General features: G+C 71.0%; 27 protein-coding genes. 19 read left to right on the top strand and 8 right to left on the bottom strand.

Annotation, left to right across the window (positions count from 1 at the left end):
- Position 1: 1 nt before the first annotated feature.
- From IPG65_RS15995 to IPG65_RS15965, 7 genes are all read left to right on the top strand, one after another.
- A complete protein-coding gene (locus IPG65_RS15995; protein WP_293191694.1) occupies positions 2-1,018 on the top strand; it encodes an LLM class flavin-dependent oxidoreductase in 1,017 nt (338 codons plus the stop codon).
- Between the two features lie 14 nt (positions 1,019-1,032).
- Positions 1,033-1,332: a DUF167 domain-containing protein gene (locus tag IPG65_RS15990; RefSeq protein WP_293191692.1), complete on the top strand. Its 300-nt coding sequence runs from the start codon at positions 1,033-1,035 to the stop codon at positions 1,330-1,332.
- A 130-nt stretch (positions 1,333-1,462) separates the two neighbouring features.
- On the top strand, positions 1,463-2,494 hold the full coding sequence (locus IPG65_RS15985; RefSeq protein WP_293191690.1) for a serine hydrolase: 1,032 nt from the start codon (positions 1,463-1,465) through the stop codon (positions 2,492-2,494).
- A gap of 93 nt (positions 2,495-2,587) precedes the next feature.
- Entirely contained in the window at positions 2,588-3,049 is a 462-nt protein-coding gene (locus tag IPG65_RS15980) for a VOC family protein (RefSeq protein WP_293191688.1), read from the top strand.
- A 100-nt stretch (positions 3,050-3,149) separates the two neighbouring features.
- On the top strand, positions 3,150-5,141 hold the full coding sequence (locus IPG65_RS15975) for an efflux transporter outer membrane subunit (RefSeq protein WP_293191686.1): 1,992 nt from the start codon (positions 3,150-3,152) through the stop codon (positions 5,139-5,141).
- 31 nt (positions 5,142-5,172) lie between these two features.
- Entirely contained in the window at positions 5,173-6,420 is a 1,248-nt protein-coding gene (locus IPG65_RS15970; protein WP_293191684.1) for an efflux RND transporter periplasmic adaptor subunit, read from the top strand.
- A 94-nt stretch (positions 6,421-6,514) separates the two neighbouring features.
- Complete coding sequence (locus tag IPG65_RS15965) at positions 6,515-8,077, top strand: DHA2 family efflux MFS transporter permease subunit (protein ID WP_293191682.1); 1,563 nt, start codon at positions 6,515-6,517, stop codon at positions 8,075-8,077.
- A 6-nt stretch (positions 8,078-8,083) separates the two neighbouring features.
- Here IPG65_RS15965 and rsxB read toward each other — a convergent pair whose 3' ends face one another.
- The gene (gene rsxB, locus IPG65_RS15960; RefSeq protein ID WP_293191680.1) at positions 8,084-8,749 is read right to left on the bottom strand and encodes an electron transport complex subunit RsxB; all 666 of its coding nucleotides are present in this window, start codon (positions 8,747-8,749) and stop codon (positions 8,084-8,086) included.
- 205 nt (positions 8,750-8,954) lie between these two features.
- Complete coding sequence (gene phaZ / locus IPG65_RS15955; protein WP_293191678.1) at positions 8,955-10,274, bottom strand: polyhydroxyalkanoate depolymerase; 1,320 nt, start codon at positions 10,272-10,274, stop codon at positions 8,955-8,957.
- 258 nt (positions 10,275-10,532) lie between these two features.
- On the opposite strand from phaZ, the gene IPG65_RS15950 reads away from it, so the two are divergent.
- The 3 genes from IPG65_RS15950 to IPG65_RS15940 all read left to right on the top strand — a co-directional run bounded on the left by IPG65_RS15950 (position 10,533) and on the right by IPG65_RS15940 (position 13,041).
- Positions 10,533-11,345: an ABC transporter permease gene (locus IPG65_RS15950; protein WP_366932141.1), complete on the top strand. Its 813-nt coding sequence runs from the start codon at positions 10,533-10,535 to the stop codon at positions 11,343-11,345.
- 5 nt (positions 11,346-11,350) lie between these two features.
- Complete coding sequence (locus tag IPG65_RS15945) at positions 11,351-12,337, top strand: MlaD family protein (RefSeq protein ID WP_293191676.1); 987 nt, start codon at positions 11,351-11,353, stop codon at positions 12,335-12,337.
- Positions 12,338-12,405: 68 nt separating this feature from the next.
- Positions 12,406-13,041, top strand: a complete 636-nt coding sequence (locus tag IPG65_RS15940) for a hypothetical protein (RefSeq protein ID WP_366819645.1) — start codon at positions 12,406-12,408, stop codon at positions 13,039-13,041.
- On the opposite strand, the gene IPG65_RS15935 is transcribed toward IPG65_RS15940, so the two are convergent.
- The 5 genes from IPG65_RS15935 to IPG65_RS15915 all read right to left on the bottom strand — a co-directional run bounded on the left by IPG65_RS15935 (position 12,990) and on the right by IPG65_RS15915 (position 16,968).
- Complete coding sequence (locus tag IPG65_RS15935; protein ID WP_293191672.1) at positions 12,990-13,907, bottom strand: SdiA-regulated domain-containing protein; 918 nt, start codon at positions 13,905-13,907, stop codon at positions 12,990-12,992. The two genes, IPG65_RS15940 and IPG65_RS15935, sit on opposite strands and share 52 nt — an antisense overlap.
- A 40-nt stretch (positions 13,908-13,947) precedes the next feature.
- Positions 13,948-14,157 (bottom strand): hypothetical protein, encoded by a 210-nt coding sequence (locus IPG65_RS15930; protein ID WP_293191670.1) that lies wholly within the window; start codon positions 14,155-14,157, stop codon positions 13,948-13,950.
- A 125-nt stretch (positions 14,158-14,282) separates the two neighbouring features.
- Positions 14,283-15,200, bottom strand: a complete 918-nt coding sequence (gene rsgA, locus IPG65_RS15925; protein WP_293193032.1) for a ribosome small subunit-dependent GTPase A — start codon at positions 15,198-15,200, stop codon at positions 14,283-14,285.
- 122 nt (positions 15,201-15,322) lie between these two features.
- Entirely contained in the window at positions 15,323-15,607 is a 285-nt protein-coding gene (locus IPG65_RS15920; protein WP_293191668.1) for a 4a-hydroxytetrahydrobiopterin dehydratase, read from the bottom strand.
- A 56-nt stretch (positions 15,608-15,663) separates the two neighbouring features.
- Positions 15,664-16,968, bottom strand: coding sequence for a M48 family metallopeptidase (locus tag IPG65_RS15915; protein ID WP_293191666.1), 1,305 nt, complete (start codon positions 16,966-16,968; stop codon positions 15,664-15,666).
- Between the two features lie 95 nt (positions 16,969-17,063).
- On the opposite strand from IPG65_RS15915, the gene orn reads away from it, so the two are divergent.
- Positions 17,064-17,654, top strand: coding sequence for an oligoribonuclease (gene orn / locus IPG65_RS15910; protein ID WP_293191664.1), 591 nt, complete (start codon positions 17,064-17,066; stop codon positions 17,652-17,654).
- Between the two features lie 2 nt (positions 17,655-17,656).
- Here orn and IPG65_RS15905 read toward each other — a convergent pair whose 3' ends face one another.
- The gene (locus IPG65_RS15905; protein WP_293191661.1) at positions 17,657-17,950 is read right to left on the bottom strand and encodes a hypothetical protein; all 294 of its coding nucleotides are present in this window, start codon (positions 17,948-17,950) and stop codon (positions 17,657-17,659) included.
- Here IPG65_RS15905 and IPG65_RS15900 point away from each other — a divergent pair.
- From IPG65_RS15900 to glnA, 8 genes are all read left to right on the top strand, one after another.
- Complete coding sequence (locus IPG65_RS15900) at positions 17,949-18,677, top strand: 16S rRNA pseudouridine(516) synthase (RefSeq protein ID WP_293191658.1); 729 nt, start codon at positions 17,949-17,951, stop codon at positions 18,675-18,677. The two genes, IPG65_RS15905 and IPG65_RS15900, sit on opposite strands and share 2 nt — an antisense overlap.
- Before the next feature lie 20 nt (positions 18,678-18,697).
- Complete coding sequence (locus IPG65_RS15895) at positions 18,698-18,913, top strand: hypothetical protein (protein ID WP_293191656.1); 216 nt, start codon at positions 18,698-18,700, stop codon at positions 18,911-18,913.
- Positions 18,914-18,957: 44 nt separating this feature from the next.
- Positions 18,958-19,923: a YncE family protein gene (locus IPG65_RS15890; protein ID WP_293193030.1), complete on the top strand. Its 966-nt coding sequence runs from the start codon at positions 18,958-18,960 to the stop codon at positions 19,921-19,923.
- Between the two features lie 13 nt (positions 19,924-19,936).
- The gene (locus IPG65_RS15885) at positions 19,937-20,743 is read left to right on the top strand and encodes a polysaccharide deacetylase family protein (RefSeq protein WP_293191654.1); all 807 of its coding nucleotides are present in this window, start codon (positions 19,937-19,939) and stop codon (positions 20,741-20,743) included.
- A 6-nt stretch (positions 20,744-20,749) separates the two neighbouring features.
- The gene (locus tag IPG65_RS15880) at positions 20,750-21,718 is read left to right on the top strand and encodes a sterol desaturase family protein (RefSeq protein ID WP_293191652.1); all 969 of its coding nucleotides are present in this window, start codon (positions 20,750-20,752) and stop codon (positions 21,716-21,718) included.
- Positions 21,719-21,735: 17 nt separating this feature from the next.
- A complete protein-coding gene (locus IPG65_RS15875) occupies positions 21,736-22,623 on the top strand; it encodes an EI24 domain-containing protein (RefSeq protein ID WP_293191650.1) in 888 nt (295 codons plus the stop codon).
- Positions 22,613-23,446, top strand: a complete 834-nt coding sequence (locus IPG65_RS15870) for a molybdopterin-binding protein (RefSeq protein ID WP_293191649.1) — start codon at positions 22,613-22,615, stop codon at positions 23,444-23,446. Before IPG65_RS15875 ends, IPG65_RS15870 begins: the two co-directional genes overlap by 11 nt.
- A gap of 194 nt (positions 23,447-23,640) precedes the next feature.
- Complete coding sequence (gene glnA / locus IPG65_RS15865; RefSeq protein ID WP_293191648.1) at positions 23,641-25,056, top strand: type I glutamate--ammonia ligase; 1,416 nt, start codon at positions 23,641-23,643, stop codon at positions 25,054-25,056.
- The last annotated feature ends 10 nt before the right edge of the window (positions 25,057-25,066 follow it).

Below are 25,066 nucleotides of genomic sequence, written 5' to 3'. Positions count from 1 at the left end.
CATGCGCTACTCCATCTTCTCCGTCCAGGACCACCACCCCGCGCTGCACCGCTCGGTCGCGCAGCTCTATGAACAGGTGATCCAGGAGGCCCGGTTGGCCGAGTCGCTCGGCTACGACACCTTCTTCGTCGCCGAGCACCACTTCCACGAATGCGGCTCGGTGCCCAACCCGGCGGTGTTCCTGGCCGCGCTGGCGCGCGAGACGCGGCGCATCCGCCTGGGCGTGGCGGTGGCCAACATCACCATCCACAACCCGCTCACCGTGGCCGAGGACTACGCCATGGTGGACATGCTCTCGGGCGGCCGCCTCACGCTCGGCGTGGGATCGGGCTACCTGCGCCACGAGTTCGAGGGCCACCGCGTCAGCCCCGAGGAAAAGCGCGGGCGCTTCGACGAGAACCTGCAGGTGCTGCTGCGCGCGCTGACGGGCGAGCCGGTCACCTTCCACGGCAAGTACAACGACCTGCCCGGCGTGGCACTCAACGTGCAGCCGCCGCAGGGCGCGCGGCTGCCCGTGCATGTGGCCATCCAGCGCCGCGAGGCCGCCTACCACGTGGGCCGCCAGGGCCGGCGCATCTTCTCGCTGCCGTATTCGTGCCTGACCTCGTTCGAGGACATCCGCGGCCTGGTCGAGGACTACCGCCAGGGCTACCAGGAAAGCGGCGCGCCCGGCCAGGGCGAGGTGGTGCTGGCCTTCCACTGCCACGTGGCCGAGACCGACGCGCAGGCCAAGGTCAATGCCGAGGACGCGTTCAACCTGTACCTCGACACGCGCCTGTTTTACGACACGCGGCGAACCTACGACACCGTGGTCGGCGCCGGCCTGGGCATGTTCGGCTCGCCCGCGACGGTGGCCGACCAGCTGGTGGCGCTGCACGCGATGGGCATCGACCACGTGATGTTCCTGCAGAACTTCGGCGTGCTCGCATCGCCCCTCGTCCACGACTCCATGCACCGCATCGCGCGCGAAGTGATGCCCGAGGTGCGCCGGCGCATCGGGCAGCCGGCGACAGCCTGACCAGCCCGCGCCGCGTGCCGCACCTGCTCAAGCTCACCATCCACGCCACCCCCGGCGCCAAACGCACCGAGGCGGCGGGCGACTACGCCGGCGCGCTGCGCGTGCGGCTGGGCGCGCCGCCGGTGGACGGCAAGGCCAACGCCGCGCTGATCGACTGGGCCGCGCAGGCGTTCGGCGTGCCCAGGATCAAGGTCACGCTGCTGCACGGCGCCGCCGGCCGGCAAAAGACGCTGGGCATTGAATTGGGAAGCAGCGCCGCGCTGGCCGAGGCGCGGGCGCAGGTCGCGCGGTGGATGGCGGGGCCGGAGACCTGATGCTATGAATAAAATAGCTTATAGTGCAGTATCCACGCTGGATTCAGGCCAATTTCATTCATATTCTGGCGTTGAAGGCCAAGCCCTGCCGACGCGCCGCGCCCTCAGCCTGGGCCTGCCCGCCGCCGCGTTGGGCGCTGCCCTGGTGCCGCGCGCCTGGGCGCGGAAGGCGCCGCCGCCCGCGCTGGACTGGCCGCCGGCCCCCGCCCCCCTGGCCGCGCGGCACGCGCGCGCCTTCGCCGGCTGGGGCGCGCGCATTGAAACGCAGTTGACCGACGTGCAAAGCCTGGTCGTGCTGCACCGGGGCCACCTGGCCTTCGAGCACTACCGCGCCGGCCTGACGGCGGCCAGCCTGCAGGACACGCAGTCCGTCACCAAGAGCGTGCTGGCCCTGCTGGCCGGCCAGGCCCTGGCGGCGGGGCGCCTGCGCGGCGTCGACGAGCTGGTGGCCAACCGTCTGCCCGAGATGCTGCGGATGGGCGCCGACGAGCGCGTGCGGCGCCTGCGCCTGGCGCACCTGCTGGGCATGACGGCCGGCTGGCCGCCCGATCAGACCGCACGGCGCGACCGCGACGACGACCTGCGCGCCCTGGTGCGCCGTCCCTTCCAGGCCGAGCCCGGCACGCGCTTCGCCTACGACAACGGCGCCGCCAACCTGCTGGCGCTGGCCCTGGCCCGCGCGCTAGGCCGGCCGCTGCACGAGCACGCGCGCGACCACCTGTTCGCCCCGCTGGGCATCCAGCGCTTCGCGTGGCGCCAGGGTGCCCACGGCCACGCGCTGGGCGCGCTCGGCCTGTCGCTGCCCGCGCGCGCCATGGCGCGGCTGGGCGAGCTGGCGCTGGCGCAAGGGCAGTGGCGCGGCCGCGCGCTGCTGCCCGCCGGCTTCGTGCGGCAGGCCACGTCGCGCCAGAACGCGGGCGGCCCGCCGCTCGATCTGCCCTACGGCTACCTGTGGTGGGTGGCGCGCCCGGTGCGCGGCGCCGCGTCCGCCCGGCCCGTCGTCATGGCCAGCGGCTACGGCGGCCAGTGGATCTGGATCGACGCCGCGCGCGAGCTGGTCGTGGCCGCCACCTCGCGCCGCACGCCCGAGAGCATGGCCCGAGCCCAGGCCGCCACCCTGATCCGGCGCGACCTCGCGGCGGCGCTGGATCGCTATGGATAAGATAGCCGTTGCCGAAATACCGGCGCGGGCTGCGGCCCGAAATGTCTTGAGTACTCTGTTGAACGCAGCAACCCACCCACCAGGAGCCTCGCCATGACCCGTCCCTTCAAAGTCCTCGGCATCCAGCAGATCGCCATCGGCGGCCCCGACAAGCTGCGCCTGCAAAAGCTGTGGGTGGACATGCTGGGCCTGACGGTGACCGGCACCTTCCGCAGCGAGCGCGAGAACGTGGACGAGGACATCTGCGCCATCGGCAGCGGCCCGTTCAAGGTCGAGGTCGACCTGATGCAGCCGCTCGACCCCGACAAGAAGCCGGCCGTGCACGCCACGCCGCTCAACCACGTCGGCCTGTGGATCGACGACCTGCCCAAGGCGGTGGCGTGGCTCACCGCGCAGGGCGTGCGTTTCGCGCCCGGCGGCATCCGCCAGGGCGCGGCGGGGTATGACATCACCTTCCTGCACCCCCGGAGCAACGATGAATTTCCCATCGCGGGCGAGGGCGTGCTGGTCGAACTGGTGCAGGCGCCGCCCGAGGTGATCGCGGCGCTGGGTTGAAGACGGGCAAGGCGGCGCAGGCACCGCCCCAAGACCCCAGTCCGATCAGTGCCATGGCATCCATTGCTTTGACAATGTTTGCCTCGGCAAATAAATTCGCGTGCCCCAGTCCTCGCCGACCGAGCCGGGCGCCCGCATGACCAACGCCGCCAAACCTCCGCGCCACCGCGCCGCCCGCTCGCCCGACGAGACGGCGGCGCCGTTCTTCTCCCCCGACACCTTCCACGCCGACAGCGGCGTGCTCTACCAGTTGCGCCTCGCCCAGGTGGCGCTGGGCCAACTCGTCAACGACGAGATGGCGCTGGAGGGCTCCACGCTGCCGCAGTGGGTGCCGCTCTACCGCATTCACCGGGGCGACGCCAACACCGTCGCCGACCTGGCGCGCAAGTGCACGGTGGACGCCGGCGCGATGACGCGCCTGCTCGACCGCCTGGAGCGCAAGGGCCTGTGCCGCCGCGTGCGCTGCGACGACGACCGCCGCGTGGTGCGCATCGAGCTGACGCCCGACGGCGTGGCCCTGGCCGAGCGCGGTGCCGCAGGCGCTGTGCCGCGTGTACAACGCCGCGCTGGACGGCTTCACGCCCGCCGAATGGGCGCAGTTGCAGAGGCTGCTGGCGCGACTGACCGCCAACGCCGAGCGCCTGGCCGGCGACAAGGCGAGGGCGGCATGAAGCCCGCCTTCGTCCTGCCCGCCGCCGCCGCGCTGGCCGCTGCCCTGCTGGCCGGCTGCGCCGACATGCGCGGCATCCAGCCCACGGCCGAATTGCGCGACGCCGCCGCGCTGGGCCTGCCCGCCGGCGCGCCGTCCCTCGGACCGGCGCCCGACTGGTGGACGGCGCTGGGCGATCCGCAGCTCGACGGCCTGGTCGCGCAGGCCCTGGCCGGCAACCCCAACCTGCGCGTGGCCGCCGCGCGCGTGGCCAAGGCGCGCGGCGCGCTGGAGGTGGCCGAATCGGCCACCCAGCCACAGGTGAACGGCGCGCTGGACCTGACCCGCCAGCGCTTTTCCGCCAACCACATCTACCCGCCGCCGCTGGGCGGCTCCACCCGCAACCTGGGCACGCTGCAGCTCAGCGGCGGCTGGGAGCTGGACTTCTTCGGCAAGCACCAGGGCGCGCTGGACGCCGCCATCGGCCAGATCCGCGCCGCCGAGGCCGAGGCCGACGCCGCCCGCGTGCTGCTGGCCGGCAACGTGGCCCGCGCCTACGTGCAGTGGGCGCGCCTGGAGGACCAGCGCGACGTGGCCGCGCGCACCCTGGCGCAGCGCCAGCAGATGCTCGCGCTGGTGCAGGAGCGCGTGAAGGCTGGCCTCGACAACCAGCTCGAAGTGCGCCAAAACGAGACCGGCCGCGCCGACACGCGCGCCAGCCTGGCCGCGCTGGACCAGCAGATCGACGCCAGCCGCAACGCCCTGGCCGCGCTGCTGGGCCAGCCGCGCCTGCCCGAGGGGCTGCAGGCGCCGCGCCTGGCCGGGCTGCGCGCGCTCGACGTGCCGGCCGAACTGAGCGCCGACTGGCTGGCGCGCCGCGCCGACATCACCGCCGCGCGCTGGCGCGTGGAGGCCGCGCGCGGCGAGGTGCAGGTGGCGCGGGCGCAGTTCTATCCCAACGTCAACCTCGCGGCCTTCGCCGGCTTCCAGGCCATGGGCTTCGGCAAGCTGCTGGACGGCGACAGCGTCCAGTGGGGCGTGGGGCCGGCGGTCCGCCTGCCCATCTTCGAGGCCGGGCGGCTGCGCGCCCAGCTCCGGGGCAGGAGCGCCGACGTGGACGCCGCCATCGAGAGCTACCACGCCGCCGTCATCGACGCCATGCGCGAGGTGGCCGACCAGTCGCAGGGCCTGCGGGCCACCGCGCGCCAGCAGCGCGAGCAGGCCCAGGCCCTGCGCGCCGCCGAGGGCGCCCACGACATCGCCCAGCGCCGCTACCGCGCCGGCCTGGGCACCTACCTGCACGTGCTGGCGGCCGAGACCGCCGTGCTGGCGCAGCGGCGCCAGCAGGTCGACCTGGCGGCGCAGGCGCTGTCGGGCCAGATCGCCCTGGCCCAGGCCATGGGCGGCGGCTGGCGGCCCACGGCCGAGGCCGCCGCCCATTGATTCCCGCGCCCCCCTGCATCACCGCCGCATCATGGACAAAAACAACGATCAGGCCCGCGCCAATACTGTGCCGGCAGCTATTGAAAACGAAGCAACGGCCCGCACCGACCCGCGCCGTAGGCGCGGCCTGGCCGTGCTGGGTGGCCTGCTGATGGTGGCCGCCATCGGCTGGGGCCTGTACGAGTGGCTGGTGCTCAGCCACTACGAGGACACCGACAACGCCTACGTGCAGGGCAACGTGGTGCAGATCACGCCGCAGCAGGGCGGCACCGTGACGGCCATCTACGCCGACGAGACCGAGCACGTGCGGGCCGGCCAGCCGCTCATCCGCCTGGACGCCGCCGACGCCAACGTCGCCCTGGCGCAGGCCGAGGCCGCGCTGGGGCAGGCGGTGCGGCAGGCGCGCACGCTGTACGCCAACAACGGCGCGCTGGCGGCGCAGGTGCGGCTGCGCGAGGCCGACGCGGCCAAGGCGCGCAGCCAGCTCGCCACCGCGCAGCAGGACCTGGCGCGCCGCCAGGGGCTGGTCGAGGGCGGGGCGGTGTCGGGCGAGGAACTGGCGCACGCCCGCGCCCAGGTGACGGCGGCGCAGAGCGCGCTGGACGCGGCCCAGGCCGCCACCGCGGCGGCGCGCGACCAACTGGCCAGCAACCAGGCGCTGACCGACGGCACCTCCATCGAGCAGCACCCCAGCGTGCAGGTGGCCGCCGCGCGCCTGCGCGAGGCCTGGATCGCCGCGCAGCGCGTGACGCTGCCCGCGCCCGTGTCGGGCTACGTCGGCAAGCGCAGCGTGCAGCTCGGCCAGCGCGTGGCGCCCGGCGCGCCGCTGATGACGGTGGTGCCGCTGGACCAGTTGTGGGTCGATGCCAACTTCAAGGAGAACCAGTTGCGCCACATTCGCATCGGCCAGCCGGTGAGCCTGAAAGCGGACCTGTACGGCGGCCAGGTCGAATACACCGGCCGCGTCGTCGGCCTGGGACTGGCCACCGGCGCCGCCACGGCGCTGCTGCCGGCGCAGAACGCCACCGGCAACTGGATCAAGGTGGTGCAGCGCGTGCCGGTGCGCATCGCGCTGGAGCCGGCGCAACTCCAGGCGCACCCGCTGCGCGTGGGCCTGTCGATGCTGGCCCGGGTGGACGTGACGGACCAGGGCGGCGCCAGCCTGTCCGACGCGCCGCGCAGCGCGCCGCTGGCGCGGACGCAGGTGTTCGACGCGCTCGACGGCGAGGCCCAGGCGCTGGTGCGCCAGGTCATCGCGCGCAACCTGCCACGCACCTGAGTTTTTTGAATAATTTTGGCCTTTAGCCCGCGTGGATATTGCGCCAGAAGCTATTGAAAAGAGAGCATAAGGCGGCACCGCCAGCCTCGACCCCATGAGCCCTCCGCAAGCGCCGCTGGCGCACCCTCCGCTCACCGGCAGCGCGCGCCTGCTGGGCACGCTGGCGCTGTCGGCGGCCACATTCATGAACGTGCTCGACAGCTCCATCGCCAACGTGTCGCTGCCGGCCATCGCTGGCGACCTGGGCGTGAGCCCGGTGCAGGGCACCTGGGTCATCACCAGCTTCGCCGTGGCCAACGCCATCGCCGTGCCGCTGACCGGCTGGCTGACGCAGCGCATCGGCCAGGTGCGCCTGTTCGTGGCCAGCGTGCTGCTGTTCGTGCTGATGTCCTGGCTGTGCGGCCTGGCGCCCAACATGACGCTGCTGATCGCGGCCCGCACGCTGCAGGGCTTCGTGGCCGGGCCGATGATCCCGCTGTCGCAGACGCTGCTGCTGTCCAGCTACCCGCCGGCCAAGGCCGGGCTGGCCATGGCCATGTGGTCGATGACGACGCTGGTGGCGCCCATCATGGGCCCGCTGCTGGGCGGCTGGATCACCGACAACGTGAGCTGGCCGTGGATCTTCTACATCAACGTGCCGGTGGGCCTGCTGGCCGCCGCCTGCACCTGGGGCATCTACCGCGAGCGCGAGAGCGCCACGCGCAAAGTGCCCATCGACGCCATCGGGCTGGCGCTGCTGGTGGTGTGGGTGGGCGCGCTGCAACTGATGCTGGACATGGGCAAGGAGCACGACTGGTTCCACTCGCCCCTGATCGTGGGCTTTGCCGTGACGGCGGTGGTCGGCCTGGCCTTCTTCCTGGTGTGGGAGCTGACGGACGAGCACCCGGTGGTCGATCTGTCGCTGTTCAAGCGGCGCAACTTCTGGGCCGGCGCGCTGGCCACGGCGGTGGGCTACGGCGTGTTCTTCGGCAACGTGGTGCTGCTGCCGCTGTGGCTGCAGCAGTTCATGGGCTACACCGCCACGCAGGCCGGCATGGTGCTGGCGCCGGTGGGGTTGCTGGCCATCGTGCTCTCGCCCATCGTCGGGCTGACGGTCAACCGGTTCGACCCGCGCCTGTACGCCAGCTTCGCCTTCGTGGTGTTCGCCGTGGTGCTGGGGATGCGCGCGCTGTTCACCACGCAGGCCGACTTCACCACCATCATGATCCCGACCGTGGTGCAGGGCGTGGCGATGGCGTTCTTCTTCGTCCCGCTGGTGACGATCACGCTGTCGGGGCTGCACCCTTCGCGCATCCCGGCGGCCTCGGGGCTGTCCAACTTCACCCGCATCACGGCCGGCGCCATGGGCACCTCGATCGCCACCACGCTGTGGGAAGACCGCAGCGCCATGCACCATGCGCACCTGGCCGAATCCATGCAGCACGGCAACGCCGCGCTCACGCGGACGCTGGGGACGCTGGAGGCGGGCGGGCTGTCGCACCAGCAGGCGCTGGGCGTGGTCAACAACCAGCTGACGCAGCAGGCCTTCATGCTGTCCACGCAGGAGCTGTTCTACGGCTCGGCGCTGCTGTTCCTGGCGCTGGTCGGGCTGGTGTGGCTGGCCAGGCGCCCGTCCACCGGCGGCGCGGGCGCCGACGCGGCGGCCGGCGCGCATTGAGGCAGGTCAGCCGCGCCGTGCCCTGGCGCGCGCCAGGGCGGCCTCGATGACGGCGCGCTTGCGCTCCAGCTCGGCGCCGCTGGCGCCCTGCGTCAGCTCGGGCAGGTGGGCGAGCTTGTGCGCGGCTTTTTCTTCGAGCCTTTGGGCGTGTTCACCCGCGTCCCGCTTGCGCCGGGCGCTCGTGGATTCATAGCGCTGGCGCGCCGCTGCGGCGTCGCCGGGCGACCACGCGCCCCAGCCGGTGCGCTCGCCGGTGACGTTGTCCAGGTGGATGCAGTCGACCGGGCAGGCCGGAATGCACAGCTCGCAGCCGGTGCACTGCGGCTCGATCACGGTGTGCATCAGCTTGTGGGTGCCCACGATGCAGTCCACCGGGCAGGCCTTGATGCACAGGGTGCAGCCGATGCACCAGTCCTCGTCGATCCAGGCCACGGCGCGCGGGCCCTCGGCGCCGTGCGCGGGGTCAAGCGGCAACGCCGGCCGGCCGGTGATCGCGGCCAGCCGCCGGATGCCCTCGGCGCCGCCGGGCGGGCACTGGTTGATGCCGGCCTCGCCCGCGGCCATGGCCTCGGCATAGGCGCGGCAATCCGGATAGCCGCAGCGCGTGCACTGCGTCTGCGGCAGCGCGTCGAGCAGGCGGCGGGCGAGGTCGGCGGGAGCGTGCCGGGTCACGGGCGGGGCGCCAGGACGGCGGCGCGCGCGGCGCCGGGTGTCAGAGCGTATTTCCGATCCCGGCGCGGGCGTGCGGGCGCGGGCTTGGGCGGTCCGCGGCGTTGCAACCCTTGCCAGTGGCACAAGCCACTGGCCGCGACTCGCGCCTTGCAGCCCATCCCAATCCGCATCCCGCGCACCTCACGCCGGGATCGCAAACACGCTCTCAGGAGGTTTCTTGCGCTTCGGCCGCGAGGGCCGGGCGGGCGGCTGCCGCGCGGGCGGGCGCGTGCTCGAGGATGAAGTCCTTCACGCGCGGGTAGACCTGCTGGCGCCAGCGGCGGCCGCTGAAGATGCCGTAGTGGCCCGCGCCGGGCACATCGAAGTGGCGCTGCTCCTTGCGCACGATGCCGGTGCACAGGTCGTGCGCGGCCTCGGTCTGGCCGGCGCCGGAGATGTCGTCCAGTTCGCCCTCGACGGTCAGCAGCGCGGTGGTGGTGATGTCCTGCGGGCGCACGCGCTCCAGCTCGCCGCCGGGCGAGCGCACGTCCCAGGTGCCGTGGACTAGATTGAAGTCCTGGAACACGGTCTTGATGGTTTCCAGGTAGTAGTCGGCGTCCATGTCGAGCACGGCGTTGTACTCGTCGTAGAACTTGCGGTGCGCCTCGGTGCTGGCGTCGTCGCCCTTGACGAGGTCGCGGAAGTAGTCCCAGTGGCTGGTGGCGTGGCGGTCGGGGTTCATGGCTACGAAGCCGGTGTGCTGCAGGAAGCCGGGGTAGACGCGCCGGCCGGCGCCCGGAAACTTGGGCGGCACACGGTAGATCACGTTGTTCTCGAACCAATCGAAGCTGCGCGTCGTGGCCAGGTTGTTCACCGACGTGGGCGACTTGCGGGCGTCGATGGGGCCGCCCATCATGGTCATGGTCAGGGGCGTGGTCTCGCCGCGGGAGGCCATCAGCGACACGGCGGCCAGCACCGGCACGGTGGGCTGGCACACGCTGACCACGTGGCAGTTGCCGTACACGCCCTGCAGGTAGCGGATGAACTCCTGCACGTAGTTGATGTAGTCGTCCAGGTGGAACTCACCCTCGGATAGCGGCACCAGGCGCGCGTTCTTCCAGTCGGTGATGTAGACCTTGTGGCCCTCCAGCATGGTGCGCACGGTGTCGCGCAGCAGGGTGGCGTAGTGGCCGGACAGCGGCGCGACGATCAGCACGGGCGGCTGGACCTTGAGCTTTTCCAGCGTGGCGGGGTCGTCGGAGAAACGCTTGAAGCGGCGCAGTTGGCAGAAGGGCTTGTCCACTTCCACGCGTTCGTCGATGGCCACGTGCACGCCTTCGACGTCGACGCCGCGGATGCCGAACTCGGGCTTCTCGTAGTCCTTGCCCAGGCGGTGGAACAGCGCGAACGACGCCGCCATGCGCTGCGCCATGGGCATCATCCCCATCGGAGTGTGGGGGTTGCCGTACAGCTTGGCGGCCGCGTCGGCCATGTCGGCGAAGGGTTCGATGAGGGAACGCTGGGCTTCGTAGATTTGATAAAGCATGGGGTCACCAGGGCGAAAAAGTTGCGGCCCAATATAGCGCAGCAACGGGCGCGCTGCAGTGGGTGCCCGCCTCTAAAAATTGCCTTGACGGGAACTAGTCGCGGCCAGCGCCGCGGCGGCGCCACACTCCACGCGTGTCCACGCCGCGCTGCGCAGGCAAGGATGCTTCTAATTCAATAGCTGCCGGCGCAATGTGGGCGCTGGAATTTGTCAGATTAGAGCCTCAACCGAGGCCTTGATGGAGGCCGCGCGGGTATCATGCCCCTCATGACTCCCGGGGTTTCGTTGCATGGCTGGCTGCTGGACGCGGGACGTGGCGCGCTGCGCTGGTTCGCTGGCTGGTGGATGGTGCTGTTCATCGGCGCGCAGCTGGCGGTGCTGGCCTTTTCGCCGTCCAGCTACCGGCGCTATTCGGGCGCCGTGGTGCTGCGCCAGATCTACCAGGCCGCCGGGCCGGGGCTGCCGGGCTTCACCATGCTGATGGCGCTGTTCAACGTGGTGGTGATCCGCATCGTGGTGGTGACGGCCTTCGCCTACGGGCTGACGCAGTACGCGCTGGACGCCGTGGTGCGCGTGCTGGTGCTGGAGCTGATCCCGCTGGCGGCGGCGCTGTTCGTGGCGGTCGAATACAGCATTCCGGGCGGCTCGGAGCTGTACAAGCTGCGCCGCGCCGGCGACTTCGAGGCGATGCGCCGGCAGGGCATCGACCCGCTGGGGCGCGAGGTGTTGCCGCGCGTGCTGGGCGGCGTCTTCGCCGTGTTGCTGCTGGCGGCGGTGAGCTGCGTGACCTCGCTGCTGCTGGCCTACGTCGCCGTGCACGGCTTCACCCTGGCGGGCGTGCCGTCGTACAACCGGGCCGTGGGCCACATCTTCAACCCCGTGGTGTCGCTGATCTTCACGATGAAGACGCTGCTGTTCGCCGTCGCCGTGGCCCTGCTGCCGGTGGCCAACGCGCTGCGCGACATTCCGCGCCGGCCCTCGCGCACCAGCGTGGAGCTGCAGGGCCTGGTGCAGATGTTCGTGCTGATGCTGGCCATCGAGATCGCGTCGCTGGTGGGCAACTACTATTGAGATCGATGGACGACAGGACTCCCGCCGACCCCCCCGAGCCGCTGGCCCCGCGCCGCTCGCTGCGCAGCCTGGAGCTGCGCGCGGCACTGCTGCTGGTCTTCATGGCCGCGCTGCTGACCGGCGCGGCGCTCTACCTGATGTGGGCGCGCGGCGCGTTCGAGGCCACGCAGCCGCTGTACCTGACCACCGACGACTCCGAGGGCGTGGTCGTCGGCATGGACATGACCTTCTCCGGCTTTCCCATCGGCCGCGTGCGGCGCATCGAGCTGGCCACCGGCGGCACGGTGCGCATCCACGTCGACGTGCCGGTGAAGGACGCGCACTGGCTGCGCAGCTCCAGCGTCTTCACACTGGAGAAGGGCCTGGTCGGCGCCGCCCGGCTGCGCGCCTTCACCGGCGTGCTGGACGACCCGCCGCTGCCCACCGACGCCGAGCGCATGGTGCTGCGCGGCGACGTGTCGGCCGAGATCCCCAAGATGGTGGCCGACGCGCGCGACGTGCTGCAGAACGTCGACCGCCTCACCGCCGCCGAATCGGCGCTGAGCGAGACCCTGGGCGAACTGCGCGCCTTCACCGGCCGCCTGAACAGCAGCCAGGGCGGCCTGATGGCCGCCGTGACCGGCAACGACCAGGACGCGCGGCGCGTGGGCGAGTTGCTCGAACGCGCCAGCCAGCTCGTCAAGACCCTGGACGGCGTGGTCCAGAAGGCCGACCGGCAGGTGCTGGGCGACAAGGGCCTGGTCACCGACGCCCAGGCCACCGTGCGCCAGTTGAACGCGCTGCTGCAGGACGTGCGCCAGAGCATGCTGAGGGTCGATGCCGTGCTGAAGGACGCGCAGGGCGTGGCCGGCAATGCGCGCGAGGCCACGGCCGACCTGGGCGACCTGCGCGCCGACGTGGAAGGCAGTCTGCGCAAGATCGACGCGCTGGTCACCGAGATCAACCGCAAGTGGCCTTTCGCGCCGAAGGAAAAAGAGGTGCGTCTGCCATGAACCTCTGCCGTGCGGCTTTTGTTTTGACAGCTGCAGGCGCTTTGTCCGCCTGCGCTGGCGGCCCGAAAGTGCCCGACTGGAGCATCAACGCCGTCGGCCACGTCGAACGCTTCACCGAAGCGCACCTGAAGGGCGACGCGCGCGTCGCGGCGCGCGAGTTCGAGCTGGCCCGCGCCGAGACGGCCCGCACCGGCCAGCCCGTGCTGGTGGCGCGCGTCGAGCTGAACCGCTGCGCCGCCCAGGTCGCCAGTCTCGATTTCGGGCCCTGCGCCGGCTTCGAGCCGCTGCGGGCCGACGCCGGGGCGGCCGAGGTCGCCTACGCCCGCTACCTGGCCGGCGAAGCCAGCGCCCAGGACGCGGCGGTGCTGCCCGCGCAGCACCGCGCCATCGCCGCCGGCGGCGCCGACGTGGCCGGCATCGCCGATCCCTTCGCCCGGCTGGTTGCCGCTGGCGTGCTGCTGCGGCAGGCGCGCGCCACGCCGGACGCCGTGGCGCAGGCCGTGGACACCGCCTCGCGCCAGGGCTGGCGCCGGCCGCTGCTGGCCTGGCTGGGCGTTCAGGCGCGGCTGGCCGAGGAGCGCGGCGACGCCATGGAGGCGGCGCGCATCCGCCGCAGGATGGACCTGGTGCAGCCGCTGAAGGACGCGCGCGATCAGGCCGGATCGGCCGCCGCCAGCGCCATGCCCGGCTTCTCGAAGCGGTAGAACAGGTTCGGCTCCGAGACGATGTAGAGCTCGCCCCGGGCGCCCACGGCCACGCCCTCCGGCTGCGGCACCTTGTGCCGCAGGCCGTGCATGCCGCGCCACAGCGGCAGCAGGCTCACCAGCGTGCCGTCGGGCGCGTACTCCGTCAGCAGTGCCGATTCCTCGCTCAGCAGCAGCAGGTGGCCGCTGGGGTCGTGCACGGTCAGCGACGACAGGTCGCCGAGCGGCAGGGCGCCGAAGCCCGCGGGGTGCCATTCGCGCACCCGCGGGCGCGCCGGCGTGTCGTCCATGCCGTCGAGCACCAGCACGCGCCGCGGCCACTTCTCCTGCGCGACGAACAGCCGGCGCGTGGCTTCGTCCCAGGACACGCCTTCGAGACCGTGGTTGAGCAAGGTATCCGCCCCCAGGCCGAGGCTGGGCGCATGCGCCACCGACACCTCGGTCTGGCCGGGCCCGATCCGCACCCAGTGCAGGCGGCCTTCGCGCTCGCCGGCGATCACGTACAGGTCGTTGCGCACGTGGGCGATGCCCTCCGGGTCGGGCACGCCGGCCAGCGGCATGCGCCGCAGCAGGCGGCCGTCGGTCGTCAGTTCGGCCACCTGCGCCGGCCGGTTGATGACGGTGAACAGCGTGCCGGTGGCGGCGTTGTAGGTCAGGCCGGAGAGGTTGTCGGCCAGCCCCTCGATGGGGCGCGCCTCGATGCCGACGCGGTAGTGGGGCAGCCACAGCGAGCGGTGCTGCCACTGGGCCGCGCGGCCCTGCATGCCCGCCCAGTGCCACGCCAGCGGCAGCAGCTGGAAGTGCCAGGCCAGCAGCATCGCCACCGGGACCAGGATCAGCGCGGCCCGGCGCGGCGCCGCCGTCACCGGGAACCGCCCTGGCGGTCCGTGGCGCGCCGCCGCGGCATCAGTCGAACGCGACCGTCGCGGCCGCCAGCGCTCTGCCGTCGCCGGCGTTCAGGTCGTCCTCCAACTCGACCTCGCGTGCCCGCGGCACGCCCTCGACCTTGGCCAGGCTGCCCACGCCCAGGCCGAACGGCAGGCGCGGAACGGCGGAGGCGTCGATGCTGACCACGTGGGAGGCGGCAGGGCGGGGAACGGTGCAAAGAGGATTCATGGGACTCCGAGGAAAGAGCAATGGGAAATGGCCGCCGGATCGACCGGCCGCCAGTGCCCCGCGCGTCTGTGGCCCCCTCCCGAACATGGGATGAATGGCGCATTCACACGGCGTCTGGGCCGCGTTCAGGCGCCGCCTTGCTTCAACTCGTGGAACAGGTCGCTGTATATTTTGTAGCGGTTGGTGCTTATTTCATGCGGGCTAGAGCCATTTTCGACTGCTGGAATTACCCCGCAGCCCGGCTCGTGCAAGTGCGTGCAGTTATAGAACTTGCACCCGGCCACGTGCGGCCTGATGTCGGGCATGTAGGCGGCCAGTTGCGCGGGGTCGATGTGGCGCAGGCCGAATTCCTGGAAGCCGGGCGAGTCGATCAGGCTGCTTTGGCGCGCCGCGTCCATCCAGTACCAGCGCGTGGCGGTGGTGGTGTGGCGGCCGCTGCCCAGCGCCTGCGAGATCTCGCCCGTCAGCGCGCTGGCGCCGGGCACGAGGCGGTTGATGAGCGTGCTCTTGCCCGCGCCCGAGGGGCCCAGCACCAGGGTGGCGCGGTCGCGCAGGCGGGCGTCCAGCGCGTCCAGCGCGCCGTCGTGGGCGGCGTCCGGCGCGCGCGGCTTGGCGGCCAGCGGCAGCACCGCGTAGCCCATGGCGCGGTAGGGCGCCAGGCGCTGCCAGGCGCGCGCGAAGGGCTCGGCCAGGTCGGCCTTGTTGAGGACGATGAGCGGCTCGATGTGCTCGGCCTCGCAGGCGATGAGAGCGCGGGCGAGCTGGTGCTCGGAGAACTCGGGCTCGGCCGCCACCAGGATCAGTACCTGGTCCAGGTTGGCGGCGAAGGACTTGGTGCGCACCTCGTCCTGGCGGTGCAGCAGGTTGCGACGCGGCAGGATCTGCTCGATCACGCCCTCGTCCTGGCTGGGCAGCCAGCGCACGCGGTCGCCGGCGATCACGCCCAGCTTCTTGCCGCGCGGGTGGCAGAGGACGTGCGTGCCGTCTTCTGCTTCAACAAGGCAGTGGCGGCCGTGGCTGGCGAGGACGAGCCCCTCGCGCAGATGGTCGCGGCCCCCACGCTCCCCCGCTGCGCGTGGTTCGCTGCCCTCCGTGGGGCCGCTCGCCGCCTCGTGGCGGCCCGGCGGCGGCTCGGCGGCGGGCGGGGCAGCGTGGCGCGGGCGGCTCACGCGGAGGGCCAGGTGGCCGGCAGCGCATCGACCTCGCGCGCGGCGCGCACGTCGCGCGCCGTCAGGCCGCCGGCGTCGTGGCTGGTCCAGAGCACGGCGCAGCGGCCCCAGCCGACCTGCAGGTCGGGGTGGTGGTCCAGCCGCTCGGCCAGCTCGGCCACGGCGTTGGCGAAGGCCATGGCGCGCCGGAAGTCGGCGAAGCGCCAGGTCTTCTCGATCGCGTCGCGGCCGTCTTGGCGCACGCGCGACCAGCCTTGCAGCCGCGCCAGGTCTGCTTCCAAATCAATAGCTTCTGGCGCAGATGGAGTGGGGGCTGGAGCCATTTTTTGCTTGAAATCTAGGCCGGCAGCACGCGCGCGCCCATGCGCGCGATGCGTTCGCTGGCCGGCGGGTGGGAGTAATAGAAGCGCACGTACAGGGGGTCGGGCGTGAGCGTGCTGGCGTTGTCCTTGTACAGCTTGACCAGCGCGTTCGACAGGTCCTGCGCGCTGGCCTGGGCGGCGGCGTAGGCGTCGGCCTCGAACTCGTGCTTGCGCGAAAGCTGCGCCATCAGCGGCGACAGGAAGAAGCTGAACACCGGCACCGCCAGCATGAACAGCAGCAGCGCCAGCGCGTGGTTGGGCACGGCGCCGCCCAAGGCGGCGGGCAGGTTGGGCGTGACGCCCAGCCCGGCGTAGAACCACGTCTGGCCCGACAGCCAGCCCAGCAGGGCCAGGCCCGCCAGGCTGAAGGCGAACATCCCGGCGATGCGCTGCACGATGTGCCGGTGCTTGAAGTGACCCAGCTCGTGCGCCAGCACGGCCTCGACCTCGGGCGGGGAGAGCTGCAGCAGCAGCGTGTCGAAGAACACCACGCGCTTGGCCGCGCCGAAGCCGGTGAAGTAGGCGTTGGCGTGCCCGCTGCGGCGGCTGCCGTCCATGACGAACAGGCCCTTGGCGGCAAAGCCGCAGCGGGCCATGAGCCGAGTCACGCGCTCGGTCAGCGACGCGTCCTGCAGCGGCTGGAATTTGTTGAACAGCGGCGCGATGACGGTGGGGTAGATCACCAGCATCAGCAGGCTAAAGGCCATCCACGCGCCCCAGGTCCACAGCCACCAGAGGCTGCCCGTGGCCTGCATCAGCCACAGCACCAGCGCGGCCAGCGGCAGGCCGATCACGAGGCTGACCACGGTGGACTTGGCCAGGTCGGCCAGCCACAGCCGCCACGTCATGCGGTTGAAGCCGAAGCGTTCCTCGATCACGAAGGTCTGGTAGAGCGCCACCGGCAGGTCGATCAGGCCGTTGACGAGGGCGAAGGCCGCCAGCAGCGCCAGCGGCTGCAGCAGCGGGCGGGGGCCGAGGGCGTCCAGCAGCGCGGCGTTGAGCGCCTCCAGCCCGCCCAGCAGTGTCCAGCCCAGCAGCACGGCGGCCGACAGCAGCAGCTCCAGCAGGCCGAAGCGCAGCCGGGCCACGGTGTAGTCGGCGGCGCGCTGGTGCGCGGACAGCGCGATGGTTTGGGCGAACTCGGCCGGCACGGCGGCGCGGTGCCCGGCGACGGCGCGGATCTGCCGCGAGGCCAGCCAGAACTTGACCGCCGCGTTGGCAAGCAGCGCGGCGCTGAAGAGGAGGGCGGCGAGCAGGGCAGGAGACAGGGCGTCGGTCAAGATGGTCGGCGGTGGCGCGGGGATGAAGCCGGAAGTTTAGGGCGAACGGCGCGCGCGCAAGGCCGGCCCGTGCGCCGGTGTGGACAATCGGCCCCATGACCGAGACCCTTGCCACCCCCGAGGCCGCTGCCGTGCTGGCCAAATCCGACCAGAACCTGGTCTGGCTCGACTGCGAGATGACCGGGCTCGACCCCGAGAAGGAGCGCATCATCGAGATCGCCGTCGTCGTCACCGGCCCGCGGCTCGAGCCGCGCGTCGAGGGGCCGGTGCTGGTGATCCACCAGCCCGACGACGTGCTGGACGCCATGGACGCCTGGAACAAGGGCACGCACGGGCGCAGCGGCCTGATCGAGAAAGTCAAGGCCTCCACGCTGGCCGAGGCCGAGGCCGAGGAGCGGATCATCGCCTTCCTGTCGCGCTACGTCGGCAAGGGCGTTTCGCCCCTGTGCGGCAACACCATCGGGCAGGACCGGCGCTTCCTGGTCAAGTACATGCCTCGGCTGGAGGCGTTCTTCCACTACCGCAGCATCGACGTCAGCACCCTGAAGGAGTTGGCGCGCCGCTGGCGGCCGGCGGTGGCGGAGGGCTTCAAGAAGCAGCAGTCGCACACCGCGCTGGCCGACGTGCACGAGTCCATCGACGAACTCGCCCACTACCGCGAGCATTTCATCCGGCTGGCGGATTGAGGTCAGCTCAGCGGCGCGCGGCTGCCATGGCTTGACCAAGGCGTGGTGCCTCGGAAGACGGCCAGCACCCCTGGCGATCCCGACAGTGCATTCATTTCGATTTCCCTGAGCGTATTTTTGTATAGGGGTGCGGAGGCGACTTTAGTCTTGCTGCGCGCCAAAAACCAGGGAAAGATCAGTCGTTGATGAAGAAATCGGCGGCCGGTGTACACAAAATCACGCTTGGCAAATCTGTGGCCCGCACGCTGCTCCACACCCGCCAAAATGTGAATTCCTCCGTATTTTCTTGAACCCATGCGTTTGGACGATGTGCTGTTTTCCCAGGGGTTCGGCACCCGGCGCCTGTGCGCCGGGCTGATCGAGCAGGGCTACGTGGCCGTGGCGGGCCAGCCGTGCACCGACCCGGCGGCGGAGGTCGATGCGCTGGACGCCGCCTTCGCCTTCAGCGTGCAGGGCGAGCGCTGGCCCTACCGCGCCCGCGCCTACCTGATGCTACACAAGCCCACCGGCCACGAGTGCTCGCACCGGCCAGGCGCCTGGCCCAGCGTCTACACTCTGCTGCCGCCGCCGCTGCGCCAGCGCCCGGCGCCGGGCAAGGTGGCGGGCGTGCAGGCCGTCGGCCGGCTGGACCAGGACACCACGGGGCTGCTGCTGCTGAGCGACGACGGCACCTTCATCCACCGCATGAACTCGCCCCGGCGCCACGTGCCCAAGGTGTACGAGGTGACCACCCGCCACCCGCTGGACGACCGCCAACTGGCCCGGCTGCGCGAGGGCGTGGTGCTGGACGACGACCCGAAGCCCGTGCGCGCCGCCGCCTGCGAGGCGCCGGCCGAGCGCCATTTGGTGCTGACGCTGACCGAGGGCAAGTACCACCAGGTCAAGCGCATGGTCGCCGCCGTGGGCAACCGGGTCGAAGCGCTGCACCGCTCGCGCATCGGTGGCCTGTATCTCCCGGCGGACCTGGCGTCGGGGCAGTGGCGCTGGCTGGAGGCGGCGGACCTGGCGCTGCTGGCGCCCTGAAGGCGGAATTTGCATGAAAAGTGGCTGAAATCGGTATGGGTATTGCATCAGAAGCTATTTATTTAATAGCATCCGGCCAATCGACCGGCATCAACCTGAAGTCGGCCATGCGCGCTAACCGGATAAATGTGCGGCCGCTGTCCACCGTTCAAGGGGCTGGGGGGTTAAGTCTTGGCATCCGCGGCGCCCGCGCGCCGCATTCCATTGACGCCCGCGACTTCCAGGTCTTTCCGTGATCCCCAACTCCTCGCGCCAGCCGGCGCTTTTTTCACGCCGGCAACTGCTGGCCCTGGGTGCGGCCGCGCTGCCGGTACAGGCGCAGCCGGCGCACCCGCGCGCGCCGGTGCTGGTTCTCAACTCGCTGGACGGCACGGTGAGCGTGATCAACGCCACGAGCTGGACCGAAACCCGCCGCATCGCCACCGGCAAGGAGCCGCACCACCTGTACCTGACGCCGGACGAAAAGTCGGTGATCGTGGCCAACGCCGGCGGCGACTCGCTCACCTTCATCGACCCGCGCACGGCCGAGGTGCAGCGCACGCTGCGCGGCATCCTCGACCCTTACCACTTGCGTTTCTCGCCCGACATGAAGTGGTTCGTCACCGCGGCCAACCGGCTGAACCACGTCGACCTCTACCACTGGGACGGCCGCGACCCCGAGCTGGCCAAACGCATCCCCACCGGCCGCACGCCCAGCCACCTGTGGATCGACACCCGCAGCACCACCGTGTGGGCCAGCATGCAGGACAGCGACGAGCTGGTGGCGATCGACCTGGCCACGCAGCAGCTCGCGCACCGCGTCAAGACCGGACCGATGCCGGCCGACGTGTTCGTCACGCCCGACGACCGGCACTTGCTGCTGGGCCTGACCGGCGGCGACGGCGTGGAGGTGTACGACGTGGCCGGCGGCCAGGCGCCCGCGCTGCTGCGCCGCATCCCCACCGGCAAGGGCGCGCACGCCTTCCGCGCGCTGGGCGACCGGCGGCACGTGCTGGTCAGCAACCGCGTGGCCAACACCATCAGCCAGATCGACTACGTCGACCTCAAGGTGGTGGATGGCTTCCCCGCGCCGTCCGGGCCGGATTGCATGGACGTGTCGGCCGACGGCTCGCTCATCATGGTCGGCTCGCGCTGGGCCGGTAAGCTGACCCTGATCGACGTGGCCCGCCGCCGGGTGGTGCACCAGGTCAAGGTGGGCAAGTCGCCGCACGGCGTGTGGACGCTGGACCACGCCGGACGGCAGTGACGCGGGGTCCATCATGTGGCGTGGATTCACTATTTTTTTGATAGCTTCCGGCGCATGTTGGACACCGGCTCATGCCCAAAAAGACCCTGAAACCTGCGCCGCGCCGCTGTACCTGACCTTCGACACCGGCCACATGGGCGTGGCGCCGCTGGTGGCCGAGGTGCTGCGGCGCCAGCGGGTGCGCGCGACCTTCTTCGCCGCCGACGAGCGCACGCAGGAGGGCGACGGCAGCCTGGGCGCGCACTGGGCGCCGTGGTGGAAGGCGCGCGCGGCCGAGGGGCATGAGTTCGCCTCGCACACCTGGCACCACGCCTATTGGCGCGGCGACGCGCCGGCGGCGGACGGCCAGGCGCGCTTTCGCATCCAGCCCTCCGCCGGGCCGCAGGCCGGCCAGCGCCTGCTGTGGACCGAGGCGCGCTACTGCGGCGAGATCCGGCAGGCCGCCGACCGCCTGGCCGCCGTCACCGGCCACAAGCCGCTGCCCCTGTTCCGCGCGCCGGGCGGCAAGACCTCGCCCCGGCTGCTGGCCGCCGCCGAGCGCTGCGGCTACGCGCACGTCGGCTGGTCGCCGGCGGGCTTCCTGGGCGACGAGCTGCCCAGCGCCGCGTACCCCAACGATGCGCTGCTGAAGAAGGCGCTGGCGGACATCCGCGCCGGCGACATCCTGCTGGCCCACCTGGGCATCTGGTCGCGCCAGGATCCCTGGGCGCCGGCCGTGCTGGAGCCGCTGATCGCCGGGCTGAAGACGCGCGGCTTCTGCTTCAAGACGCTGCGCGAGCACCCCCAATACCAGGGCTGGATCGCCCGGCACGGGGGCTGACGCTCCATGGAAGGCCTGACGGCGGCTTTCTCCGGCGCCTTCGACGCCGCGCAGCAGTGGCTGTTCGAGGCCGTGATCGGCCCGGCCGCCTTCGCCCTGGGCGCCGGCCATCTGCTGGAAGACGGCTACGCCGCCGCCGGCTGGGTGGTGGCGGGGCTGCTGCAGATCGCGGTGATGCTGCTGCTGATCGGCCCCGCGCAGCGCCTGTGGCCGGCCGAGCCCGTGACCGACCGCGCCGCCATCCGCGTGGACGTGCTCTACACGCTGCTGCACCGGCTGGGCCTGTTCAAGCTGCTGATGTTCTTCACTTTCGAGGAAGGGCTGACCCAGGCGCTGGGCGCGCTGCGCGCGCGCGGCATGCCCACGCTGCACCTGGACCAACTCTGGCCCGGCGTGACCGACGGGCCGCTGGCCAGCTTCGTGCTGTACCTGCTGGTGTTCGACCTGGTGGGCTACCTGATCCACCGCGCCCAGCACCAGTGGGACCGGTGGTGGAGCCTGCACGCCGTGCACCATTCGCAGCGCCAGATGACGATGTGGTCGGACAACCGCAACCACCTGCTCGACAGCGTCATCACCGACGTGGCGCAGGTGCTGGTGGCCATCCTGATCGGCGTGGCGCCGTCGCAGTTCGTGATGCTGGTGGCCGCCACCCAGTTGATCGAAAGCCTGCAGCACGCCAACCTGCGCTGGTCCTTCGGCCGCTTGGGCGAGCGGCTGCTGATCAGCCCGCGCTTTCACCGCCGTCACCATGCCATCGGCATCGGCCACGAGATGGGCGCGCGCGGCGCGCTCAAGGGCGTCAACTTCGGCGTCCTGTTTCCGTGGTGGGACATGCTGCTGGGCTCGGCCGACTTCGGCGGCCGCTGCGAGCCGACTGGCATCCGCGACCAGGTGGAGCAGGGGCGCGACTACGGGCGCGGCTTCTGGGCGCAGCAGTGGCTGGGGCTCAAGCGCCTGATGGGCGGCCACTGAGCGCGTATCCTCGCCCCATGGGTCTCCTGCTCGATTCCTTCTGGCGCGCGGTCGCCTACTGCCTGCACCCCCGGGTGATCCTGCTGTCGCTGCTGCCGCTGCTGGTCATGGTGGCGCTCAGCTTCGGCGTGGGCTATTTCTACTGGGACGCCGCGCTGGCCGCCGTGCGCGACTGGCTCCAGGCGTCGGCGCTGTTCTCGACGCTGTGGGGCTGGCTGGCGCACGTCGGCGCCGGCGAGCTGAGCCAGGCGCTGCCGCCGCTGGTGCTGGTGCTGGTGCTGGTGCTGGTGCTGACGCCGGTCATCGTCGTGCTGTCGCTGCTGCTGGTGGCGCTGATGATGGCGCCGGCCGTGCTGCGGCTGGTGGCATCGCGGCGCTTTCCCGACCTGGAGCGGCGCGGCCGCGGCTCGCTGCTGGGCTCGGCCGTCTGGTCGCTCGGCCACACCCTGCTGGCGCTGGTGGCGCTGGCGTTGTCGGTGCCGCTGTGGTTCGTGCCGCCGCTGATCCTGGTGCTGCCGCCGCTGATCTGGGGCTGGCTGACCTACCGCGTGATGAGCTACGACGCGCTGGACGTCCACGCCAGCGCCGAGGAGCGCCGCGACCTGCTCAAGCGCCACCGCACGCCGCTGCTGGTCATGGGCGTGCTGTGCGGCTACCTGGGGGCGGCGCCCGGCCTGGTGTGGGCCTCGTTCGCGCTGTTCGCCATCGCCTTCGCGGTGCTGGTGCCGGTGGCGATCTGGATCTACACGCTGGTGTTCGCCTTCTCGGCGCTGTGGTTCACGCATTACTGCCTGGCGGCGCTGCAGGCCCAGCGCCAGCAAGCGCTGGCTGCTACTGAATTCGAAGTGCTCGACGCCGTGCCGCAGGCGCCCCGAGCGCCGATCGCCTTGCCCCATGAACCCTGAGCCCACCCCGCCGGCCTTCGGCCTGATCGTCGTCGGCGACGAAATCCTCTCCGGCCGGCGCGCCGACAAGCACCTGGCCCAGGTCATCGAACTGCTGGCCGCGCGCGGCCTGGCGCTGGCCTGGGCTGAATACGTGGGCGACGAGCCGGCGCGCATCACGGCCACGCTGGCGCGGGCCTTCGCCTCGGGCGACACGGTGTTCTCCACCGGCGGCATCGGCGCCACGCCCGACGACCACACGCGCCAGTGCGCCGCCGCCGCGCTGGGCATGCCGCTGGCGCTGCACCCCGAGGCCAGGCGGCTGATCCTGCGGCGCCTGGAGTCGATCGCGCGCCGGGAAGGCGTGCCCTGGGAGCCCGAGCGCGCCGACAACCGGCACCGGCTGAACATGGGCGTGTTCCCCGAGGGGGCGCAGATCATCCCCAATCCCTACAACCAGATCCCGGGCTTCTCCTGCGCCGGGCCGGGCGGCGGTGCGATTCATTTCGTGCCGGGCTTTCCGGTCATGGCCTGGCCGATGATCGAGTGGGTGCTGGACCAGCGCTACGCGCACTGCTTCCGCCAGGCGGCGTGGCAGGAGCGCTCGATCATCATCTTCGGCGCCATGGAGGCCACGCTGACGCCGGTGATGGAGCAGGTCGAGGCAGCGCATCCGCGGGTCAAGGTCTTCAGCCTGCCCAGCGTCGACCACCCCACGTTCGGCCGTCACATCGACCTGGGCGTGAAAGGCCCGCCCGACGCCGTGGCGCCAGCCTATGCCGACCTGCTGCGCGGGCTCACGCCGTTCGGCCTGCGCTATGGCCCCGAAATAGTGCGCCCCTAGACGGCACCATTCCGGTGCATCGGCGCAAGAGAACCAATATGGTGCGTTCCGAAGGGGCAAATCCCGCGAGATTGCGGGCACAATCCGCCGTGGCGAGCCGGGCTTCGCCGTGGTGCGCGGGTGGCCGGCTGGCATGGAAGCTGCATTCCTTGAGCGCACCCTTGTTAAATAACCCATTCCGATAGGAGAAACTGATGGCAAAGTCCGTCGCCGACGTCATGAAACTGGTGAAGGAAAACGAATGCAAGTTCGTCGACTTCCGCTTCACCGATACCCGCGGCAAGGAGCAGCACGTCACCGTGCCCGTGTCCGCCTTCGATGAAGACAAGTTCAGCGACGGCCACGCCTTCGATGGCTCCTCCATCGCCGGCTGGAAGGGCATCGAGGCCTCCGACATGCTGCTGATGCCCGACGCCGCCACCGCGCACATCGACCCCTTCTACGAGGAATCGACCCTGGTGTTGACCTGCGACGTGCTGGAGCCCGGCGACGGCAAGGCCTACGACCGCGATCCGCGCTCCATCGCCCGCCGCGCCGAGGCCTACCTGAAGGCCAGCGGCGTGGGCGACACCGCCTACTTCGGCCCCGAGCCCGAGTTCTTCGTCTTCGACGGCGTGCGCTGGAGCACCGAGCCTGGCCACAGCTTCTACAAGATCGACGAGTACGAGGCGCCCTGGAACAGCGGCGCCAAGCTCGAAGGCGGCAACCGCGGCCACCGTCCCACCACCAAGGGCGGCTACTTCCCCGTGCCGCCGGTGGACAGCACGCACGACATGCGCGCCGAGATGGTGCTGATCCTCGAAGCCATGGGCATCCCGGTCGAGGTGTTCCACCACGAGGTGGCGGGCGCCGGCCAGATGGAGATCGGCACCAAGTTCAGCACCCTGGTCGAGCGCGCCGACTGGACGCAGCGCATGAAGTACGTGGTGTGGAACGTGGCCGACAGCTACGGCAAGACAGCGACCTTCATGCCCAAGCCCTACCACGGCGACAACGGCAGCGGCATGCACGTGCACCAATCGATCTGGAAGGGCGGCAAGAACCTGTTCGCGGGCAAGGGCTACGCCGGCCTGTCGGACACCGCGCTGCACTACATCGGCGGCATCATCAAGCACGCCCGCGCGCTGAACGCCATCACCAACCCTACCACCAACAGTTACAAGCGCCTGGTGCCGCACTTCGAGGCGCCAGTCAAGCTGGCCTACTCCAGCCGCAATCGCTCGGCCTCCATCCGCATCCCGCACGTGATGAGTGACAAGGCGCGCCGCATCGAGGCGCGCTTCCCCGATCCCATGGCCAACCCGTACCTGTGCTTCGCCGCGCTGATGATGGCGGGCCTGGACGGCATCGAGAACAAGATCCACCCCGGCGAGGCCGCCACCAAGGACCTCTACCACCTGCCGCCCGAGGAGGACAAGCTGGTGCCCACCGTCTGCCACAGCCTCGACCAGGCGCTGGACGAACTGGACAAGGACCGCGCCTTCCTGACCAAGGGCGGCGTGTTCACCGACGCCATGCTGGACGCCTACATCGAGTTGAAGATGACCGAGGTCAACCGCATCCGCGTGCAGGTCAACCCGGCCGAGTACGACATGTACTATTCGCTGTAAGCGGCGCCCG

The organism is Ottowia sp., assembly GCF_016703145.1.
In the GTDB taxonomy this organism is placed as follows: Bacteria; Pseudomonadota; Gammaproteobacteria; order Burkholderiales; family Burkholderiaceae_C; genus Ottowia.
Note: the sequence above shows the minus strand (reverse complement) of the source record. Positions and strands in the feature narration are given on the sequence as shown.